Raw genomic sequence first — 17,609 nt, forward strand, 5'->3', positions numbered from 1 at the left:
TCAGGCCGATCGGTCCGGGCTGGTCTGTAGTCAGCCCGAACCATTCGTTTTCAAGCAGTGTCAGTACTGGAAGTCGTCCTGCGTCAGTTCATGGCGTCCCCGGATCGAGATGCTGAAGTCCGGGCTGGCGTCGCCGTCAACACTGCCTTGGATGATGGTCATTTCGCCGTCTTCTCCGGTCTCGTGGGTCACAAGTAGCTGGCCGCTCCCCGTGAAGGCGTCGGACACTAGCGAGAAGTTGCCATTACCGGCGCCCGATCCATTGGCGTCGATCTGCGAAAGGTCGATCTTGTCACCGGGTTGGAAGGAGCCGATGGTATCGCCGTCAGCGTCTTGGGCCGACAAGAAGCGATAGACATCGTTACCCGCGCCGCCATCCAGCATGTTCCGCGCCTGTCCCGCAGTGATTACATCATCACCGGCACCGCCGATAAAGTTCTCAATGCTCCAGAGAACGTCGGTTCCGGTTTCGGCGCTGGAAGCCTGTCCACGGCCGTCCGGTCCACTACCCAGATCGACGGTGATGTCCTCAATCACGCGTGACATGTCCAAGGTATCTGTTCCGGTGCCGCCCGAGACATCGTCGCCGTAGTAGACGTCGTCGCCGTCCCCAGAGGTTGCGACGAACGTATCGTCGCCGTCACCGCCGACGACAAAGTCGTTGCCAATACCGCCGTCGATGAAGTCGTCGCCGCCCTGACCAAATAACCGGTCGTTGCCGCCATCGCCGAACAACATGTCACCTCCGGAACCGGCCAGAACATTGTCGTCGCCGTCACCGGCAAAGATCATATCGCGGCCGCCCAAGGCCAATATGTTGTCAGCGCTGTCGGTCCCGAACAGTGCCTCGCCTGCAGCCGTTCCAAGCACTTGTCCGCTGGATGCCGCCGGCGGCGTGGTCCCCACATCGCCGTCAGTCCCGGCATCGTCGGCACCACTGGTCTCGCCCTCGGCCTCAGCATCGTCCTGACTGCCTTCGTCCGCACCATTTTGATCCTCTAGGTCGCCTTCATCCAGGCCCGGCATTCCAGCGGACCCGTCGAAGGTCACGCTCGCGCCGCCCCGGCTGACGGTGACCATGCCATTTTCGCCGGTTGTCGTCGTTGGATCACCAGTGCCGGGTAGGTCGATCAGGTCCTGTGGCCTCAGGGTGCCAACGATGGTGTCGTTGCCGCCTTCGCCGCGGAAAACGATCCGGTGTGCGGAGGATAGCGACGATATGTCGACTACGTCGTCGCCCGTAGTGCCATTGATCGTGATGGTGTTAAGGTTAAGGCTGGTGGTTGAGAAGTCGCCGAACACCTGGATGGTATCGCCGCCCAGAGTGCCGTCAGCGGGCGGGGTCGCATCGGCGCCGTTGACGATGATTTCCTCGACGTTGTCAAGCTCGGCGATAATCGCGCCGTTACGGGTGATAACAATCTCGGTCATCGCGGCCAGTCCAGTGAGGCCAGCCAATAGCGCCGCGTCGCGGGTATAGATGCGGAAGGTTTCTGCGGCTTCAGTGCCGGTGATTTGCACCGTATCTACGCCGTCCCCGCCGTCGATGATGTCGCGTCCACCTGCGCTGTTCGTAAAGTTGACCAAGACGAGATCGTCGCCAGTGCCGCCGTTGACCGTGTCGTTGCCGCCGCGCCCTTCAAGCACATCGTTGCCGCCATTGCCGTTAAGAACGTTGTCGCCGCTGGCAAGCTCGAACGGGCCGAATGCGATCCGGTTGTTGCCGATTGCGACGTCGTCGCCTTCGGTCCCATTGAAGGTCTGATTGCCGATGCCGCCGCTCCAGACATCCCCAACTGGGGCTGTCGGTGCCGATATCACTGTCTCAATCACGCCCGCTCCGTCAGTGAAGCTGGCAACAACCCGCAGTTCGCGGCCCACCTGCGGACCGTTCAGATCGAAAAACGGATCATTCGGCGTAAAACTGGCGCCCGTCGCGCCCGGAATGTTGACCCAGTTCGTGCCATCAAACGACTGCCACTGAACTGAAATCGGACCCGCGATGCCGTTCGCGTCTGCGATACCAGAAAGATCGACGGTCAGAGGTTGCCCCTCAGTCGGCGTCAGATCGCTAATCACTGGTGCGCCGGTTGCAGGCTGTTGGCCAAGCGCAACATCGCCGTCCCGGAACCGCAGAACCTCAATATTGTGGAGGGTATCAATTCCGTCATCAATTACGACTTCGGCATTGGTACCAAAGCCGGTATGCGCAACCTGATAGACCCCGTTGCCAAGATCGGTGATTGTGTACTGGTCCTGATCGTCATTGAAAACAGCGACGTCGATGTCGTTTGACTGGCCCCCGTCGAGGATTTCACGCACGATGTTCATTTGGCCCGGTACGATCGTCCGCGAGACAAGAAGTTCAAACAGGCTCTTGCCGACCCAGTTTGGGTCTACGCCATCGGCTGTGGTGAAAATATGCCTCAGCGTGTCGACGGATGCGATCTCATTCGCGGCGCTGTTTTCTGCGTAGGGTTGGTCCGTGATACGGATACGCACGTTAAGCCACCGGTCGCCGTCAATGATGTCGTCGCCGCCGTTACCGGTAATCACGTCAGACCCACCACCACCGATGATGATGTTGCCGCTTTCCCAGAACTCCTCGCCGTTTACGATCGACACGAGATCAGACAGGCCGTCGATCCGGTCGATACCCTCCTGGTCTAGTCCGTCATTCGTCAACGCGTTCTCGTCGGCCTCGCCGGTACCGGGGGCCACGCGATCGTCGCCGATCAGCGTGTCGTTGTGGTCCCACCCGGACAGCGCCTCGACCTTGTCAAACCGGTTGCGCAGGATGTCCTGTTCATCGGTCGTGAAGATCTTGATCCGCATATCAGCGTAGGCGTCGAGTGCCATACCCTTGAAAGCGGCCCAGTCAAAGCCGAACATACCCTCGTTGCGCATTACGCTCGCACCTTGGATCATGATGTCATCGCCAGATTCGGCGTCAAAGTCATGTTCATCAGTGCCCGCAAACATGACGTCATGGCCCTTGATCTCGCTGTTAAAGAACAACTGCGAGTTGTCGCCTGCGCTTGTGTCAAAGCCGGGGCCGGATTCTATCCAGTCGTTGCCCTCGTTGCCCATGAGGAAGTCTGCTCCGTCGCCGCCGAGGATGAAGTCGTCACCCTCACCGCCAAAGACTTCTGAGGCGTCCGCGCCAAGGAAAATAACGTCCTTGCCATCGCCGCCCATCAGGATGTCGGCACCGCTTGCCGTGGCCATAACATCGTCGCCGTCCTCACCCTTGAGGAAGTCACCCTCGTCGCCGGCGTCGAGGATAATGTCATTGCCGCCGCCGCCATTGACGAGATCGACACCAAATCCAGACTCGATATAGTCGTCGCCGTCGTCGCCCCAGATGCCGTCATCGCCATCGCTTGTGATGATTGTGTCGTTGCCACTGGTGCCGCCGACCACGACATGTTCGCCGCCGGTAAAGCGCAGATAGTTGGTTTCAACTTGGGATGTCGTCGGGTCATCGCGCACGACCTTGCCCATTCCCAGCCCCTCAAGCACTGGATCGTTGCCGACCGGATCGTTGCCGAATTGGTTGGCCTGATTGATTTCGAGCACGTAATCATACTGGGCAAACGAGTCGACGCCGATGTGATGGCGCACGATATCGTCGGACGTGCCGCGAATGCCGTCCGGTCCAGGATCAGACAGGCTGGTGTTCGCCAAAAGCATTTTCGAAAACGAGTTCTGCTCAAGCTCGTTCAGGAAGTTCTGCCCTTGGGTCCGTGTCAGATAGTAGAAGCGGTCACCGTCTTGCAGCGCCTCCATCTGGGCCTCAAAGACCGCCGTGAAGGTCGAACCAAGCATGCCACCAAAGGGCATAATGCGTTCGGACAGGCCACCGACCCAAAGGTCGATGGAGTTCAAGCCATTGCTATCAGACGTCCAGCCGTTCCTTCCCAGCAGGTAGTCAAAGCGATCCGCGTCCGAGACCGCGCCGCCACCGAAGACAAGATCGAACGCTGCATCACGCTTTTCCTCAAGCGTGGTCGCCGCGAGGATCGTCGCATGCGTGCCATAGGCGGCGATCAGGTTCACGACAGTCATCGGGGTTTTTAGATTCGACGCCAGCTCCACCCAGTTTTCATATGGCTTGAGCCAGACAGAATTGGTCTGCTGATAAAGCTCTGCCCTCGCATCGTTAAAGCTTGGCATGCCCGTATCGCGGCCCCGCGCAATGTTGATCGCGGCCAGATCGAGAGGCAGGCCCAACAGATTACTGCGCAAGGCAGGAACAATAAATTCGTCGATTTGGCTACCGCGTTCTGAGGTCATTCCAAGGATCACAGCTGCGGCAGCCGCGTCCGCACTCATCGCGCCGTCATTGTCGAAAACGATCGGGTTCAGGAAGGCCGAAACGAGGCCCATATTGTCGGTAGAGACATTGCCTGTAACCTCGTCGACCATGACGCGCGGCATGTTCTCGGTCAGCATCGAATGGCCGAAGCGGTACACAACACTTGCGAATTCCGCAAATATCGACGGGTTGATGTCCGTCACAGCGTTGAACACGAACGGATCAATGTTGGGATGAAGCTTGCGCCCGAACTCTTCAAAGACGAGGTGCTGGTACTGCATCTCTGTCGCAAAACGGGCCGCTTGGAAGATGCGTTCTCCGTCCCATATCAGCGTGGCCGGATCGGTTGGGATCGGGTCGCCTGCTGCGATGTCATTCAGCAGCCACTCATTGATAAAGTCGATATCGCCCGATTCTAGGATCACGGCTTTTTGGGCTTCGACCTGGCGGTTGTGTTCTGAGTGAAAGACGTGGTGAACGGATGTCAGGCCGATGTTTTCATTCCCCCGGCCATCGCCCGTGATGAAGTGGCGATCCAACATTTCGTTGTCATAGGTGCCGGTGGTACTGACGCTGTCGGACAGGCCAAGTGCGGTGTCGTCGTCGGCAATCTTCATTGTGCCGGTCTGGCCGTCGAACGGACCCGCGGCATGCGCGATGTCGTCAAGGAACGCATGACCAATACGCACGGCGCCCGCCGAGAAGGTATTTACCGGGGCCGCAAGGTCACCTTCGACGACATTGTCGTCGGCGGTGTTCGGGATGCCGTCGGCGCCAAGGCCGATCACGATTTGCGGCAGGCCGTTGGGGCCAGGCAAGAACTCTCCATACTGGTCAGTGCGCAAGAGGGGGATGTTCAAGACATCGCCATCCGTCAACTCTATGCCCAGCATGTCGCGCGCCTGCGCTTTGACCTCGGCCCATGTTGGCAAGCCACCATTGGCGCCATCCATCAATTTGCCGGTCGAGACGGGATTACCGTTCGCGTCAAACACATATTCGCGCACGAACACTTGATGCGATGAATGCGACGTATAGGTCTGGTTCTGATCGACGTAGGGCGTCGTGGTGTTCTGGCCCTCGTGCTGGGTGTCGTCGGCCGTGCCGAGTATGCCGTCCGCGCCGGGCCCATCAACCGCTGTCGATCGTGTGACTGCCATGAAACGCAGCTGCTGCGGTAGGTCGTCTGCTGTGCCAGCAAGGCCGTCAGCCCCCAGAACCAGCGGATCGTCCGGCTGAAGTGGAATGTATACCGTCCCGTTATCGCCCTTGGTAATCAGATCCAGACCATGGTCAAAGAATTGGCCAAAGAAGGTCATCCAAGCGTTGAACGGTGCCGAGATGCCATCATCCGGCGCAATGTTAGGAATCGTAGCCAAGTCGACGTTGTCGATCTCGATTTTGTTTGCTTCACCGCTCGTCAGCGAAACGTTGTCTACCAGAACCTGCGAGGCGCCGGTTTGTTGCACTTCGATGCGCAGGGTCTGGCCTGCAAGGCCCGCCGCGATGGGCCCGGAATCCAGCATCAGATCGGCCCATTGGCCATCTGTCGGGTCTGGCAACGCCATCGTGGAAATCACAGTTTCCACGCCGCCCGCACCAACCGCGATCATACGCACCGCGCCTCCCGACCAGACCTGATCGGTCCGGTCCCCAACGCTCAGGCTCAGTTTATAGCTTGTACCCGCAGTCAATGGTCCGCTGTTCTGAGAGAGCGTCGCGCCCCCGGTCAGCCACGCCACGTTGGGGCCGGGATGGCCCGCTGCATCTGTGACGGTAGCGGCTGGCGCAAAAAGGCCACCAACGCCGCCAGAAATCGTCCAGCCAGTGGGTGCCGTTAACGAATAGTTACCCAGCGGACTGCTGGTGACACCGGGCTGGCCATCGGCAAGTGATTGATTTTCGAAGCTGGCATTCGCGACCGCCAGAGCGACCGATCCCTCACCAGGACGCACCGGAATGGCATCTACGCCATAGCGCTCGTGGAATGCGCTGAGGGCCGCGTCATTTGCAAACCACGCCGCAACGGCTGCCGGATTGTTAACACTCTGATCCACGACCAGGTTCGAGATGATCCGCGGGTCCGCATCGGCCACGTTTCCTGTGTGCCCACCATTCGTGGCGGACGGGGCGCCGATCACGCCGTAATCGGTGTTGGTCACAAGCGGGCCACCCGGAGGCCCAAGTGGCATCACGTCGCCATCGGCATCATTCAGAAAGTTCGGATCCAAAAGTCGCGGCATTGGCGTGTCCGCGGCACCCCAAGTCTCTCTGCCGGGAATCAGGTTGTTATAAGTGCCGTCTACGGTGCGCAAACCGCTGGGTAGAAGGGGGCTTGAGATTGCCTGAATGGCACCCGCGGTACCTTGGGCGACCACATTGCCATCGGCGTCTACGTAAATATCCGTCAGCGCCGTCCCATTGGAGTGCGCTTCGCTAATTTTGACCTGACGCAGAATGAACTCAAGGTCGGCGACATTCAGTTTAACGGTCATGACATATCTCCCCAGATGGCCCGACACGATAAATGTGGGCGAAAGTTGAATGAATTTAGAGGTTTGGCCTCGGCCTCGAACATCAGCGGCAGCGCGGATGTCGACAGAAGGCAAAGGTGTCCCAGGTATTGAGATAACTGTCCCACGGCCTGCGAATTGCCGCTACGGTCGGAGGTCCTCTGCAGATCCAACACCAAAGTATCGAGAGATTTCCGACCAAGGACCCAAGGAATTTTCAGACTAAAGTCTGACAGCAGAGCGCGCTTTACGGCTTATACTGGTTAATTATTTGTTAATGTGGCGAAACTGTGTAGCTTCAAATTCTGTAAAGATTTCTTTCGGACAAAGTGGACCACTCAACTTCCGGTTATTAGCGGAAACGGGCATCAAATATTTTCCGGGCGTAAGTCCGCCACCAAAAGGAGAAACCGATTCGCTAAAATCTAAAGCCAGATGGTTGATCCTGCGTCCAAGTCCATTGTCAGCCGCATTCACCTGCTTGGTTATCGTCGTCATGTTCGGGCTCGGTGCTTTTATCATCGTTGATTATCGCACGCTCCAACTGCAGTCCCACGGCAAAGTCGGAAGCGCGTACATCGACAATCTGCTGGCGCCCTATGCGCTCTCCTACCTAGGTGGCGAGGGCGAGGTGAACCCGCAGATGGAGCCTTTCTTTAAGAATTTGACCGAAAATAACTCTCAGCTTCTTCTACGAATCTGGCGGCTCGATGGGACGCTTTTCTACTCCACCTTTCCCACTGATACGGCTTCTCTGCACGACAGCGAAGATTTGGACATCGCCTTGGCTGGACGATTTGTAGCAAAGCTGGAAACCTCCGGTGTCGCCGACGCGGATTTCCCAATGGCCTACCCCTTTCTCGAGGTGTACGCGCCGATTCATGATCCAAAGACGGGAAACATGATCGCGATAGGTGAGATCTATCAGGACGCATCTGAAATTTTGCGGGATAGGGCGTTTGTCGAGCGCACGGTGTGGGCGGCGATCAGTTTCGCGACGTTGGGTGTGCTTGCGATGCTTGCGCTCAGCTTTAGCCAGAGCGCGCTACTACACGATCGGCTAGAGGTCGCACGCAGGATGACCGAGCAGAATGGCCAACTGCGCCGCGATGCGGATCAGGCGCGGCTGGACGCCGCCCAAGCCAATGAACAGGTCCTGAACCTGGTTGGCGCCGAACTTCATGACGGTCCAGTGCAACTGCTTGGACTGATGTCACTTATGGGAAGCGATAACGCGCAATCCGAACTGCCTGACGGGACGACACTTCATGCCCTGACCGATCAGGTGATGATGGAACTGCGCACCATGTCCGCCGGCCTGATCCTGCCAGAACTCGAGGATCTAAACGCTGCGGACGTCGTCACGCTGGCTGTCGAGCGCCACCGGGCCCTCACTGGCGGTGCGGTCGATCTAGAGATGGAAATGGCAGCGGTCGAGCTGGACTTGCCTCGCAAGATTTGCCTCTACCGGGTCGTTCAGGAGGGGCTTACGAATGCCGTCCGGCACGGCGACGCAAAGATACCGCATGTCAGCATCACACCATCCAGTGAAAAATTGGATATTCTGATTAGCAGTGGCCGTTCAAAATTGGCTGAACTGTCGCCAGAGATGCCAACGTGGCGCCTGGGATTGAACGGGATGCGCCGACGCCTTGAGGCTTTCGGTGGCACATTGGTTTTGGACAACGCAATCGACGAAACACGATTGATCGTCACGCTACCGATAAACATGCCCAATCAGGGTTCTGTGCAGCGAGTCAGTTGAGCGAAGGCGTTAGTGACAGGCCACCTGCGCTGGCCAGTTCTTGCGCGGCAAGGACGACCTCAACCCGGTTGCGCACATCAAGTTTCTGGATCAGCACCGTCATGTAATGCTTCACAGTTTTCTCGCTGAGCGACAGTGAGTGAGCAATCTCTTTGTTTGTGCAACCTTGAAGTAAAAAACGTAAGACATCTTCTTCTCGACTGCTAAATCGAACTGTCGGCGCGGTTCGCGCGCGGGCATTTACTTGCAATCCTGCAACGACATTTGCCGCGACGCGCGGCGACATGTAGGTCTCGCCATTGTGGACCTGCCTGATCGCCTCGGTTAGCTCGCTCAATGTGCTGCCTTTGAGCACATATCCAAGAACCCCCGCCTCGAGCGTCGAGATAGCGGTATCTATGTTGCCGGACGCCGTAAAAGCGATCAACTTGGTTTTGCTGTAGTCATTAGCAACTTTCGCGATCGCCTCGATTACACGCCCTGGCATGTTCAAATCAATTACGATGACGTCCGGCGTGACCGAGCCAGCAATCTCAATGACGTCATTGGCCGTCGACCCAACACCCACGATGCGGAATTCATCACTCGATGAAAAAAGCTGGCAAATGCCAGACAGCAAAACTGGATGATCGTCGACGAAGGCTACCGTAATCGGCTGCATAAACTGGCCTTTGTATACTTGTTAAAACTATCACAAAAAAGCTACTGGACCTTCTTTATGAAGGCATATTTCCTTAACATTTTTACACCGGCGGATCAATGCCGATTAGTTTTTTTCTATTGACACCGGAGAAATACGATACAATTGGCCGCCGAACACGACTTTGTTTCATAAAAGCACCTACAAGATTACGAGGCGGGTGAAGCCGACATTTTTTTTGCTCTAGCCTAATCAACGTACTCTTCACGGAAGGGCAGGAGCCTCCCCTATCCTAGGCCCGATAAACGAAAGGCGTAGTTGCACTTCTCCTACGCCACACAATGTAACAGCCCCATCCGGCGCGCCGCCGAACGAACAAGAATCGCTGTCAAGGTAGAGGGCGCGGCGAACGTTCCCAGCGCGACAAAGGGGCTGTGGTATCTTGGCGATCCCACAAGAGCGCAGGTCGGCGACATCAGCATCAATACCGGCTTGGCTGATGACACTTTTCTCAGGCAGCGCCCGGTCGCGCATCAAGGTTGTTCCAGCGAGATCTGCTGCCGCCTGAAAGGAGGCAAGCTACGCCTCGGCAGGCTCAGAGTTCAGTTGGAGGATTTCGTTACCCTCTTCAACGCTGGTATCAATTCAAGGATATAATCGCCTAGAAAAGGGGGCGACATCCGCAATCAAAAATCACCAAATGATGACAGCTGCCAAGCGCCTTATGTCAAAACCCTTCAAGTAACAGGGATCGGGACCTGCACCATGTTCACCGCCCCGTTTGTGACCTTTATGCGCCCCGAGCAGTGGAACTGACTAAGCTATAGTGGTCAAAACATCCCGTATATCCACTGCCCGTTATGCTCACATGCCGACATAAATTTCGCGCTTTTTGGCCGTCCGGAACCTTCCACTGACCTTTGGAGTTTTCCTTTGTGTTGAAACGAAAGCGTTTTCGGAAGGATGGCATAGTTATGGGGATGACTTCGACATACCTACTTGATCTGCAACTCAGAAAGTTGATCCAGCGCGGATCATTGACAGTGTATTTGCCCGATGAAACGGTCAAAACTTACGGTAAGGGAAATCCACATTTCACCGTTTACATCACCGAACCTGCGCTTGTTCGGAACCTGGTCGTAAACCCCGAGTTCGCGCTTGGTCAGGGCTACATGGACGGTGAACTTCTAATTGAGGGTGACGATCTATACGGCCTGATGGAGTGTGTACTGGGAAATCTTCCCGAAAATCGCGCAACCAAGTGGTTTGATCCTGCCAGACTGGTTCATCACGCACTGCGCCGCATTCAGCAATTCAACCCGGTGTCGCGCTCGCGTCGCAATGTCCACCATCACTATGATCTGTCAGGAGAGCTTTACAGCAAGTTCCTCGACGCCGACCGGCAATATTCTTGCGCTTATTTTCGTCATCCCTCGAATACTCTTGAGCAGGCCCAGACCCAAAAGAAGGCACATATTGCCGCCAAACTTCTTCTTGAGCCTAGGATGCGTGTGCTTGATATCGGCTGTGGTTGGGGCGGGCTGGCGTTGACGCTGGCGCGGGATTACGGCGTTTCGGTGCTGGGTATTACCCTGTCCGAAGAACAGCACGCCTATGCCACTGAAAGGGCAAAACGCGAGGGGTTGAGTAACCTTGTCACGTTTCGGCTGGCTGATTACCGCGAGATCAGAGGCCAGTTTGACCGTATCGTTTCGGTTGGCATGTTCGAGCACGTCGGCGTGCCGCAATACCGGGCTTATTTCCGCACCATCCGCAATCTTCTGACCGAAGACGGTGTCGCGTTGGTACATAGCATCGGACGGGCGGCGCCGCCGGGCAATACGAACCCATGGATACAGAAGTACATCTTTCCCGGCGGTTATGCTCCATCGCTGTCAGAGGCGATGACAGCGGTAGAGCGGGAGGATCTCTGGCCCACCGACATCGAAACTTGGCGGCTACACTATGCTGAAACTCTGCGTCATTGGCGGCTGCGCTTTTTGAATCGGATCGACGAAGTCGAAGCGCTTTATGACGCTCGGTTCTGTCGAATGTGGCGCTACTACTTAGTGGCGACGGAGCTTTCCTTCCGCATCGGGAGGCAGTTGGTGTTTCAAATCCAGCTTGCCCGGCGGCGGGATGCGGTGCCATTAACGCGGGACTATCTCTACGTCGAGGCCACGCAGAACAGCGACCGAATGGCCGCTGAATAAACTCCCCGATCCGTCAAGATCTGGATGGCGCCCAACTTCGCGCGGGTGACCGCCAAACTGCGCGCCAAATGATCTACGCGGTTTTGAAGCTGTGGCAAATGCCACCCTTGAATGGGTGGACTGGTCCAACAACCGCCGTCTATTTAAGTGCACCGAACATACCCCGTCTGCAGAAACCGGAGCAACCTTCGATGCGCAACTGGAAAGATCTGGAATGGCCGCGTAACCCGAACAAGTTTCCCATTAGCATGGAGCGGTCCGCGCGGGCATTCACGTCAAGACATGAGACGTGCCTCCTAAGCCAGAGGTTCGTTAGTTCTGTTTCATAACTCGTCGAGCGACGCGATGAAGCTCGAGAATAGCTCCCCCTGCGAGTTAACCCCCAGTTTCCCGTAGATGTTGCGGCGATGGATACGCACCGTTCCTGTGGCGATCCCCAAAGCATTGCCCGTGGATTCGGCCGAATAGCCTTTGAGTGTGTATTCAACGATCTCCCCTTCGCGCGGGGTTAGCAGGTTGCACCCGAAGCGCTGAAAAGATTCCTCAATCAGTCTTGATAGGCGCGGCCCGTCCGATAGCGGCCGATCCGAGAAATTCGACAGCAGCCCATTCCAGTGACGGCGCGCACAGACCTCAACGAACGGAACGATCGCTTGAAGGTCGCGAAACTCGCGGGCTGAAAATACCTTGCGCTCGCGCATGCCTGATATCACCACGCTAACGCCGCCGCCGACATTGACGATAAAGCCTATTTCTTCGGCGAGACCGGTCTGCACATAGTAGTTCCGAAAATATTCTGCTTGATAAAACCGATCGGGTGCAAGGTCGCGCAACCGCACTAGACGCGATGTCGCCGGGTCGTGCGAATTCAGGTAGAACGGGTCCAAAAGGTAGGGGCCTTCCTGGTAGTCGGCGACCATGACCTTACGCTTTGAATCTGGGAAATTATCGTAGATATCAAGGGGACGACTATCGCCATAGTATGCAAAGATGACCGTAAACTCGAAAGGAACCACAACGCGCATTGCGTCAGTCAACGCCTTGGGGAACAGCGGAGTTTCCAGCGCCGACACGACCTTTGCGCTTGCCGCGACCCAATCTGAAACCTTCAGTTTCGCGTTCATCTATGCCCTTTGTGATATATACAGCCATCCGGGGTTTTTGTATCGTTTTAAGAATTGACGGCATATCCCTCGCTGCGCAAGCCAAAGTTGATTTGCGGTGACGAGCAGGCGGGCTAGAACGGGAAACGCAATGATTCAGGATCTGAAAGTGACCGAAGCGTCCTGTGCGCATGTTTCCACCAACGATACGGTCGCGGAATTTGCAGGTGCTACCAAACGCTTTGGCGCGATACTTGCCGCTGACCGCATTGACCTGAGCATTCGCCGCGGCGAGTTCCTATCGTTTCTCGGCCCATCGGGCTGTGGCAAGACCACGGCGTTGCGGATGCTCGCCGGATTTGATAGCCCGACCGAAGGCGCGGTCCTGATAGACGGGCAGGATGTCAGCGCGGTGCCCGCGCATTTGCGCCCCGTCAACATGGTTTTTCAGCACTACGCGCTGTTCCCGCACATGACTGTCGCGCAAAATGTCGGCTACGGCCTGCGCCAGCGCCGCCCGCGTCTGTCCAAGTCTGAAATCGCTCAGAAGACTGACAAGGCACTGGCTACCGTGCGGCTGGCGGAGTTCGGCACGCGGCGCATTTGGGAGCTGTCGGGCGGACAGCAGCAGCGTGTAGCGCTGGCGCGCGCGATCATAAACGAGCCGCAAATCCTGCTTCTGGATGAGCCGATGGCGGCGCTGGATGCCAAGCTGCGCGGTGAAATGCAGCGCGAGTTGCTGGAGCTTCAGCGCAGCCTGAACATCACTTTTGTGCTGGTCACTCATGATCAAGAAGAAGCGCTGTCGATGTCCGACCGCATCTGCATCATGGCCAAGGGCCGCATCATGCAGGTCGGCAGCCCGCAAGATCTCTATGACCGTCCGCGATGCCGATACGTGGCCGACTTTGTAGGCAAGGCAAATATCGTGACAGGCCAGATCGACGGGCGGCACGGCGGCACGGCGCAGGCCATTCTGGGCAATGGTGCAACCGTAATCCTGCGCGACCTGCCCGGAGACAGCCGGCACACTGTGGAGATTGCCGTCCGGCCCGAAGCATTGAGCGTCGCGGCGCAGAATTTGCCGCTAACCGAAGGCACAGCCGCGCTCCCCGCCCGCGTTACGCACCGCACTTTTCTAGGCGATCGCATAGAATACCTGCTGACGGTCGAAGGCATCGGCCAGCTGCAGGTCAACGCCCCAAGGCAGGCCGGGGGGGCCTTGGGCGAACATATGGTGGGCAGTCTTGTCCACGTCCTTTGGCCGGAGGGAACGGGGCTCGTTCTTGCCGATGACAGCTGACTGATCCTGAATTCGTCACAATAGGGAGAAGACGAGATGAAAAATGATAACACGCCGATTTCACGCAAGAAGTTCATGGAAGAGCTGCGTCGCTACCAGAAGGGCTCGGTCACGCGCCGCCATTTTCTGGGCGTCACCGGCCTTGGCACGGCGATGGCAGTAATGGGCGGGACGCTGCCGGGCCTAATGCCCAGTCGCGCCCGCGCGCAGGATATCGGCGACCGGGTGGTTTTGGCGACTTGGCCGAACTATCATGACACCGCGAACTTCGATATGTTCACCGAGGAAACCGGCGCTTACACGCAGATCAACGTCTTTGGATCGAATGAGGAAATGCTTGCCAAGATCCAGGCAGGTGGATCGGGCTGGGATGTATTCGTGCCAACCAACTATGCGGTCCCAACCTATGTTCAGGCCGACCTGATCGAGCCGCTGGACCTGTCTCGACTCCCGAATTTTGACGCAGCAGCCTTTGATCCGAGGTTCGCCGATGCGGGCACGATTGACGGCATCGTCTATGCCGTGCCCAAGAATTGGGGGACCACCGGCATCGCCTTCAACAGCGACAAAACCGGCGGTGTGGTAGATAGCTGGAAGACGTTTTTTGACGGTGCCCGCGATCAATTCGACAATCGGGTGATGGTGCATGACTACCAGCTGACCACGATCGGCAACGCGCTGGTATATCATGGGTTCAGCTTTAACTCTGTTGATCCCGAAGAATTGGCACAGGCGGAAAAGCTACTGATCGACGTGAAGCCGCATCTTTATGCGATTTCTTCGGACTATCAGCCCGCGATGCGCAATGGCGATGCATGGCTGACCATGTGCTGACGGGCGATGGCAAGCAGATGAACGTAGACATGCCAGAGATCGGCTTTGCCCTTGGCAAGGAAGGCGGCGAGATCTGGTCCGACTACTACGCGATCCCCAAAGGGGCCCCCCATATGGACGCGGCTTATGCGCTGATTAACTACCTGCTGGAGCCCGAAGTGAATGCCCGCGAGGTGCTCGCTCACGGATACCCGGTGGCCGATAGCCGCACCAACGCGCTGCTGCCTGAGGAACTGCTTAATGATCCGATCCTCTATCCTGCGGCCGAGGCGCTAGACGTGCTGGAGTTTGGCGCAGCGGTGACGCTAACAGACCCGAACCGCGCCGAACTGATGGCACGCTTCAAGTCCGTCTGACGGCCAAAGAAAGGGAGACGGACGATGGCCATGACCCAGAGCCGGGCTCGGGCGTTGCTGCTGACACCCGCAGCGCTGTGGTACGCAGCACTTCTGCTGCTGCCATTGGCCGTCGTCCTGATCTTTTCATTCGGTGAGCGCAGCGCTATCGGCGGCTATGCCCCCGGCTTCACGCTTGAGCAGTATGCCAACCTTCCGGCGCGTTTTGCCGCCTTTCGCAATACCCTGACCCTTGCACCCGTGGGTACGCTGGCGGCGCTGCTTATTGCCTACCCTCTGGCCTATTTCCTTGCGATCAAAGTCACGCCCAAATGGAAGACGATGCTGCTGGTGCTGGTTATTGTTCCGTTTTGGACCTCGATCCTCATTCGGTCCTACGCGTGGATTTTCCTCCTGGGCGGGCATGGCCTGCCAGCGCTGCTCGCCGCTGTCGGGCTTGAGGATATACGGCTGCTTGACACGCCCTTCGCGGTGCTGGTGGGCATCGTCTATGGCTATCTGCCGCTGATGGTGTTCCCAATCTACGTGGCGTTGGAAAAGTTGGACCTGCGGCTGCTTGAGGCTGCGGCCGACCTTGGCACGCCGCCTTGGCGCAGCTTCCTTCAGATCACGCTGCCGCTATCGATGCCGGGTGTACTGACCGGCTCGATGCTTGTCTTTATCCTACTGATGGGTGAATTCCTGATCCCTGCGATCCTTGGCGGTGGCAAGGTGTTCTTTGTCGGCAATGCGCTTGTGGATCTCTTTCTGCAATCGCGAAACTGGGCATTCGGATCGGCGGTCGCCGTGGCGCTGGTAGTGATCATGCTCATCACAGTTGCGGTCTATACCCGTGCGGTAAAACGTTTCGGCGCGGGCCGCGACGATGTCGGCATACTGTGAGAACCCCATGAGACTTTACGCTGCCGCCGTCTATGCCTTCCTTTACATGCCCATTGGCATCATTGCGTTATTCTCGTTCTCTGCGGGGCGGTCGGCATCCTCGATGGAGGGGTTCTCGTTGCAGTGGTATGGCCGCGCGCTGAACAATCCCTTCGTGATGGAGGCGCTCTGGACCTCGGTTCGGGTGGCTTTCGTATCGGCGATTTTGGCCACGCTCGTAGGCACTGCGGCGGCACTTGCGCTTACCGGCATGCGTGGACGGCTGCGCGCGACCTTCGATCTGCTGGTGCAGATCGCCGTTATGATTCCCGGCATTGTGATTGGCATCGCCACGTTGATCGCCATGGTCAGCGTCTTTGATCTGATCAATCCCTGGCTGGAGCCTGTCGCGGGCTGGACGCTTTCGCTGGGCGCGGGGTCACTGATTGGTGCGCATGGCCTGTTCACCATGTCGCTGGTCGTGCTGCTGGTGCGCGGCCGGATGGAGACGCTTGACGGTGCGTTGATTGAGGCGTCGCGCGATCTGGGTGCGACACCCTTCGGCACGTTCCGGCAAGTGACACTGCCCCAGATCCTGCCGGCGATCCTTGCGGGTTTCCTGCTCGCCTTCACCTTTAGCTTTGACGATTTTGTCATCGCCTTCTTTGTTGCCGAGTCCGAGACGACGCTGCCGATCTACATTTTTTCTTCCATCCGCCGCGGTGTGACGCCCGAGATCAACGCGATTGGTACGATGATTATGATCGCCTCGCTCACCCTCCTAATCCTGGCACAGCTTCTGTTGCGGCGGTCTCAGACGCGCAAGCGCCCTTAAGTCACATGCAGGAGAGTGCAATGTTGCAAGGCCGTGTCACATTGGTAACCGCAGGAGGCTCGGGTATCGGGCGGGCTGGTGCGATTGCCATGGCGGGCGCAGGCGCTTTTGTCGTGGTGAGCGATCTGCAAAAAGATTTGGCTGATGAAACGCTAATCCTGATCAAAGACGCGGGAGGGTGCGGAGAGGCCTGCGCGCTGGACATGCGCAACGATACGGCCGTCGAGGCCGAAATCGCGCGCGTCGCGCGCATGCACGGGCGTCTCGACGTGTTGCACAGCCACGCGGGCATCCAGATCGCAGGCAAGGCAGAAGACGTAACGCCAGCTCAGATGGACGCCGCATGGGCTCTGAACGTGCGGGCGCACTTTGTCGCCTCAAGGGCGGTAATACCGCACATGCGGGCGCAGGGCGGCGGATCGGTGATTATTACGGCGTCCAATTCGGGCTGCCAGTTCGACCGTGGGATGGTGTCCTACGCCACGACCAAGCATGCAGCCGTTGCGATGGTCAAGCAGATGGCAGCAGACTACGCGCGCGAAAAGATCCGGTTCAACGCGCTTTGCCCGGGGTTCGTGGATACCCCCTTCAATCTTGGCTTTGAGACCCAGATGGGCGGGCGTGCCGGGCTTGAGAGCTACGTTTCCAATACTATTCCCATGGGCCGCTGGGCCAGCTCTGAGGAAATCGCCGAAGGAATCCTATACCTCGCTTCGGACAGATCGGCTTTTGTCACCGGGTTGGCGTTGGTCATCGACGGCGGTGAATCGCTCTGACCCAGCTGACTACGACCGCAACTTACATAGCCAACTCGACCGGGTTGTGCCGCAACGCTGCGCAAGCGGCGAAACGTGAGAACTCCAAATCT

The 17,609-nt window shown here is 57.6% G+C and carries 9 protein-coding genes and 1 pseudogene; 7 read left to right on the plus strand and 3 right to left on the minus strand.

Annotated features, from left to right (window positions below):
* Positions 1–60: 60 nt before the first annotated feature.
* Positions 61–6,813 (minus strand): peroxidase family protein, encoded by a 6,753-nt coding sequence (locus tag MK6180000_RS03730; protein ID WP_138933513.1) that lies wholly within the window; start codon positions 6,811–6,813, stop codon positions 61–63.
* 295 nt (positions 6,814–7,108) lie between these two features.
* On the opposite strand from MK6180000_RS03730, the gene MK6180000_RS03735 reads away from it, so the two are divergent.
* Positions 7,109–8,596 (plus strand): sensor histidine kinase, encoded by a 1,488-nt coding sequence (locus MK6180000_RS03735; protein ID WP_138933514.1) that lies wholly within the window; start codon positions 7,109–7,111, stop codon positions 8,594–8,596.
* Here the strand turns inward: MK6180000_RS03735 and MK6180000_RS03740 are convergent.
* Complete coding sequence (locus MK6180000_RS03740; protein WP_138933515.1) at positions 8,589–9,257, minus strand: LuxR C-terminal-related transcriptional regulator; 669 nt, start codon at positions 9,255–9,257, stop codon at positions 8,589–8,591. The two genes, MK6180000_RS03735 and MK6180000_RS03740, sit on opposite strands and share 8 nt — an antisense overlap.
* A gap of 953 nt (positions 9,258–10,210) precedes the next feature.
* Between MK6180000_RS03740 and MK6180000_RS03745 the strand changes: the two genes are divergently transcribed.
* Entirely contained in the window at positions 10,211–11,449 is a 1,239-nt protein-coding gene (locus tag MK6180000_RS03745; protein WP_246040421.1) for an SAM-dependent methyltransferase, read from the plus strand.
* A 323-nt stretch (positions 11,450–11,772) separates the two neighbouring features.
* On the opposite strand, the gene MK6180000_RS03750 is transcribed toward MK6180000_RS03745, so the two are convergent.
* Positions 11,773–12,522, minus strand: coding sequence for a helix-turn-helix transcriptional regulator (locus MK6180000_RS03750; RefSeq protein ID WP_342777698.1), 750 nt, complete (start codon positions 12,520–12,522; stop codon positions 11,773–11,775).
* 181 nt (positions 12,523–12,703) lie between these two features.
* On the opposite strand from MK6180000_RS03750, the gene MK6180000_RS03755 reads away from it, so the two are divergent.
* The 5 genes and pseudogenes from MK6180000_RS03755 (at position 12,704) to MK6180000_RS03775 (ending at position 17,517) form a co-directional block, all read left to right on the plus strand.
* Positions 12,704–13,855, plus strand: a complete 1,152-nt coding sequence (locus MK6180000_RS03755) for an ABC transporter ATP-binding protein (RefSeq protein ID WP_138933517.1) — start codon at positions 12,704–12,706, stop codon at positions 13,853–13,855.
* 36 nt (positions 13,856–13,891) lie between these two features.
* Positions 13,892–15,045, plus strand: a pseudogene (locus tag MK6180000_RS03760) (ABC transporter substrate-binding protein).
* A 30-nt stretch (positions 15,046–15,075) separates the two neighbouring features.
* The gene (locus MK6180000_RS03765; RefSeq protein WP_246040589.1) at positions 15,076–15,927 is read left to right on the plus strand and encodes an ABC transporter permease; all 852 of its coding nucleotides are present in this window, start codon (positions 15,076–15,078) and stop codon (positions 15,925–15,927) included.
* Between the two features lie 7 nt (positions 15,928–15,934).
* Positions 15,935–16,741 carry an ABC transporter permease gene (locus MK6180000_RS03770; RefSeq protein ID WP_138933519.1) on the plus strand — a complete coding sequence of 269 codons (807 nt, stop codon included), beginning with the start codon at positions 15,935–15,937 and terminating at the stop codon, positions 16,739–16,741.
* 5 nt (positions 16,742–16,746) lie between these two features.
* Positions 16,747–17,517, plus strand: a complete 771-nt coding sequence (locus MK6180000_RS03775) for an SDR family NAD(P)-dependent oxidoreductase (protein WP_138933520.1) — start codon at positions 16,747–16,749, stop codon at positions 17,515–17,517.
* The last annotated feature ends 92 nt before the right edge of the window (positions 17,518–17,609 follow it).

The organism is Roseovarius arcticus (assembly GCF_006125015.1).
In the GTDB taxonomy this organism is placed as follows: Bacteria; Pseudomonadota; Alphaproteobacteria; order Rhodobacterales; family Rhodobacteraceae; genus Roseovarius; species Roseovarius arcticus.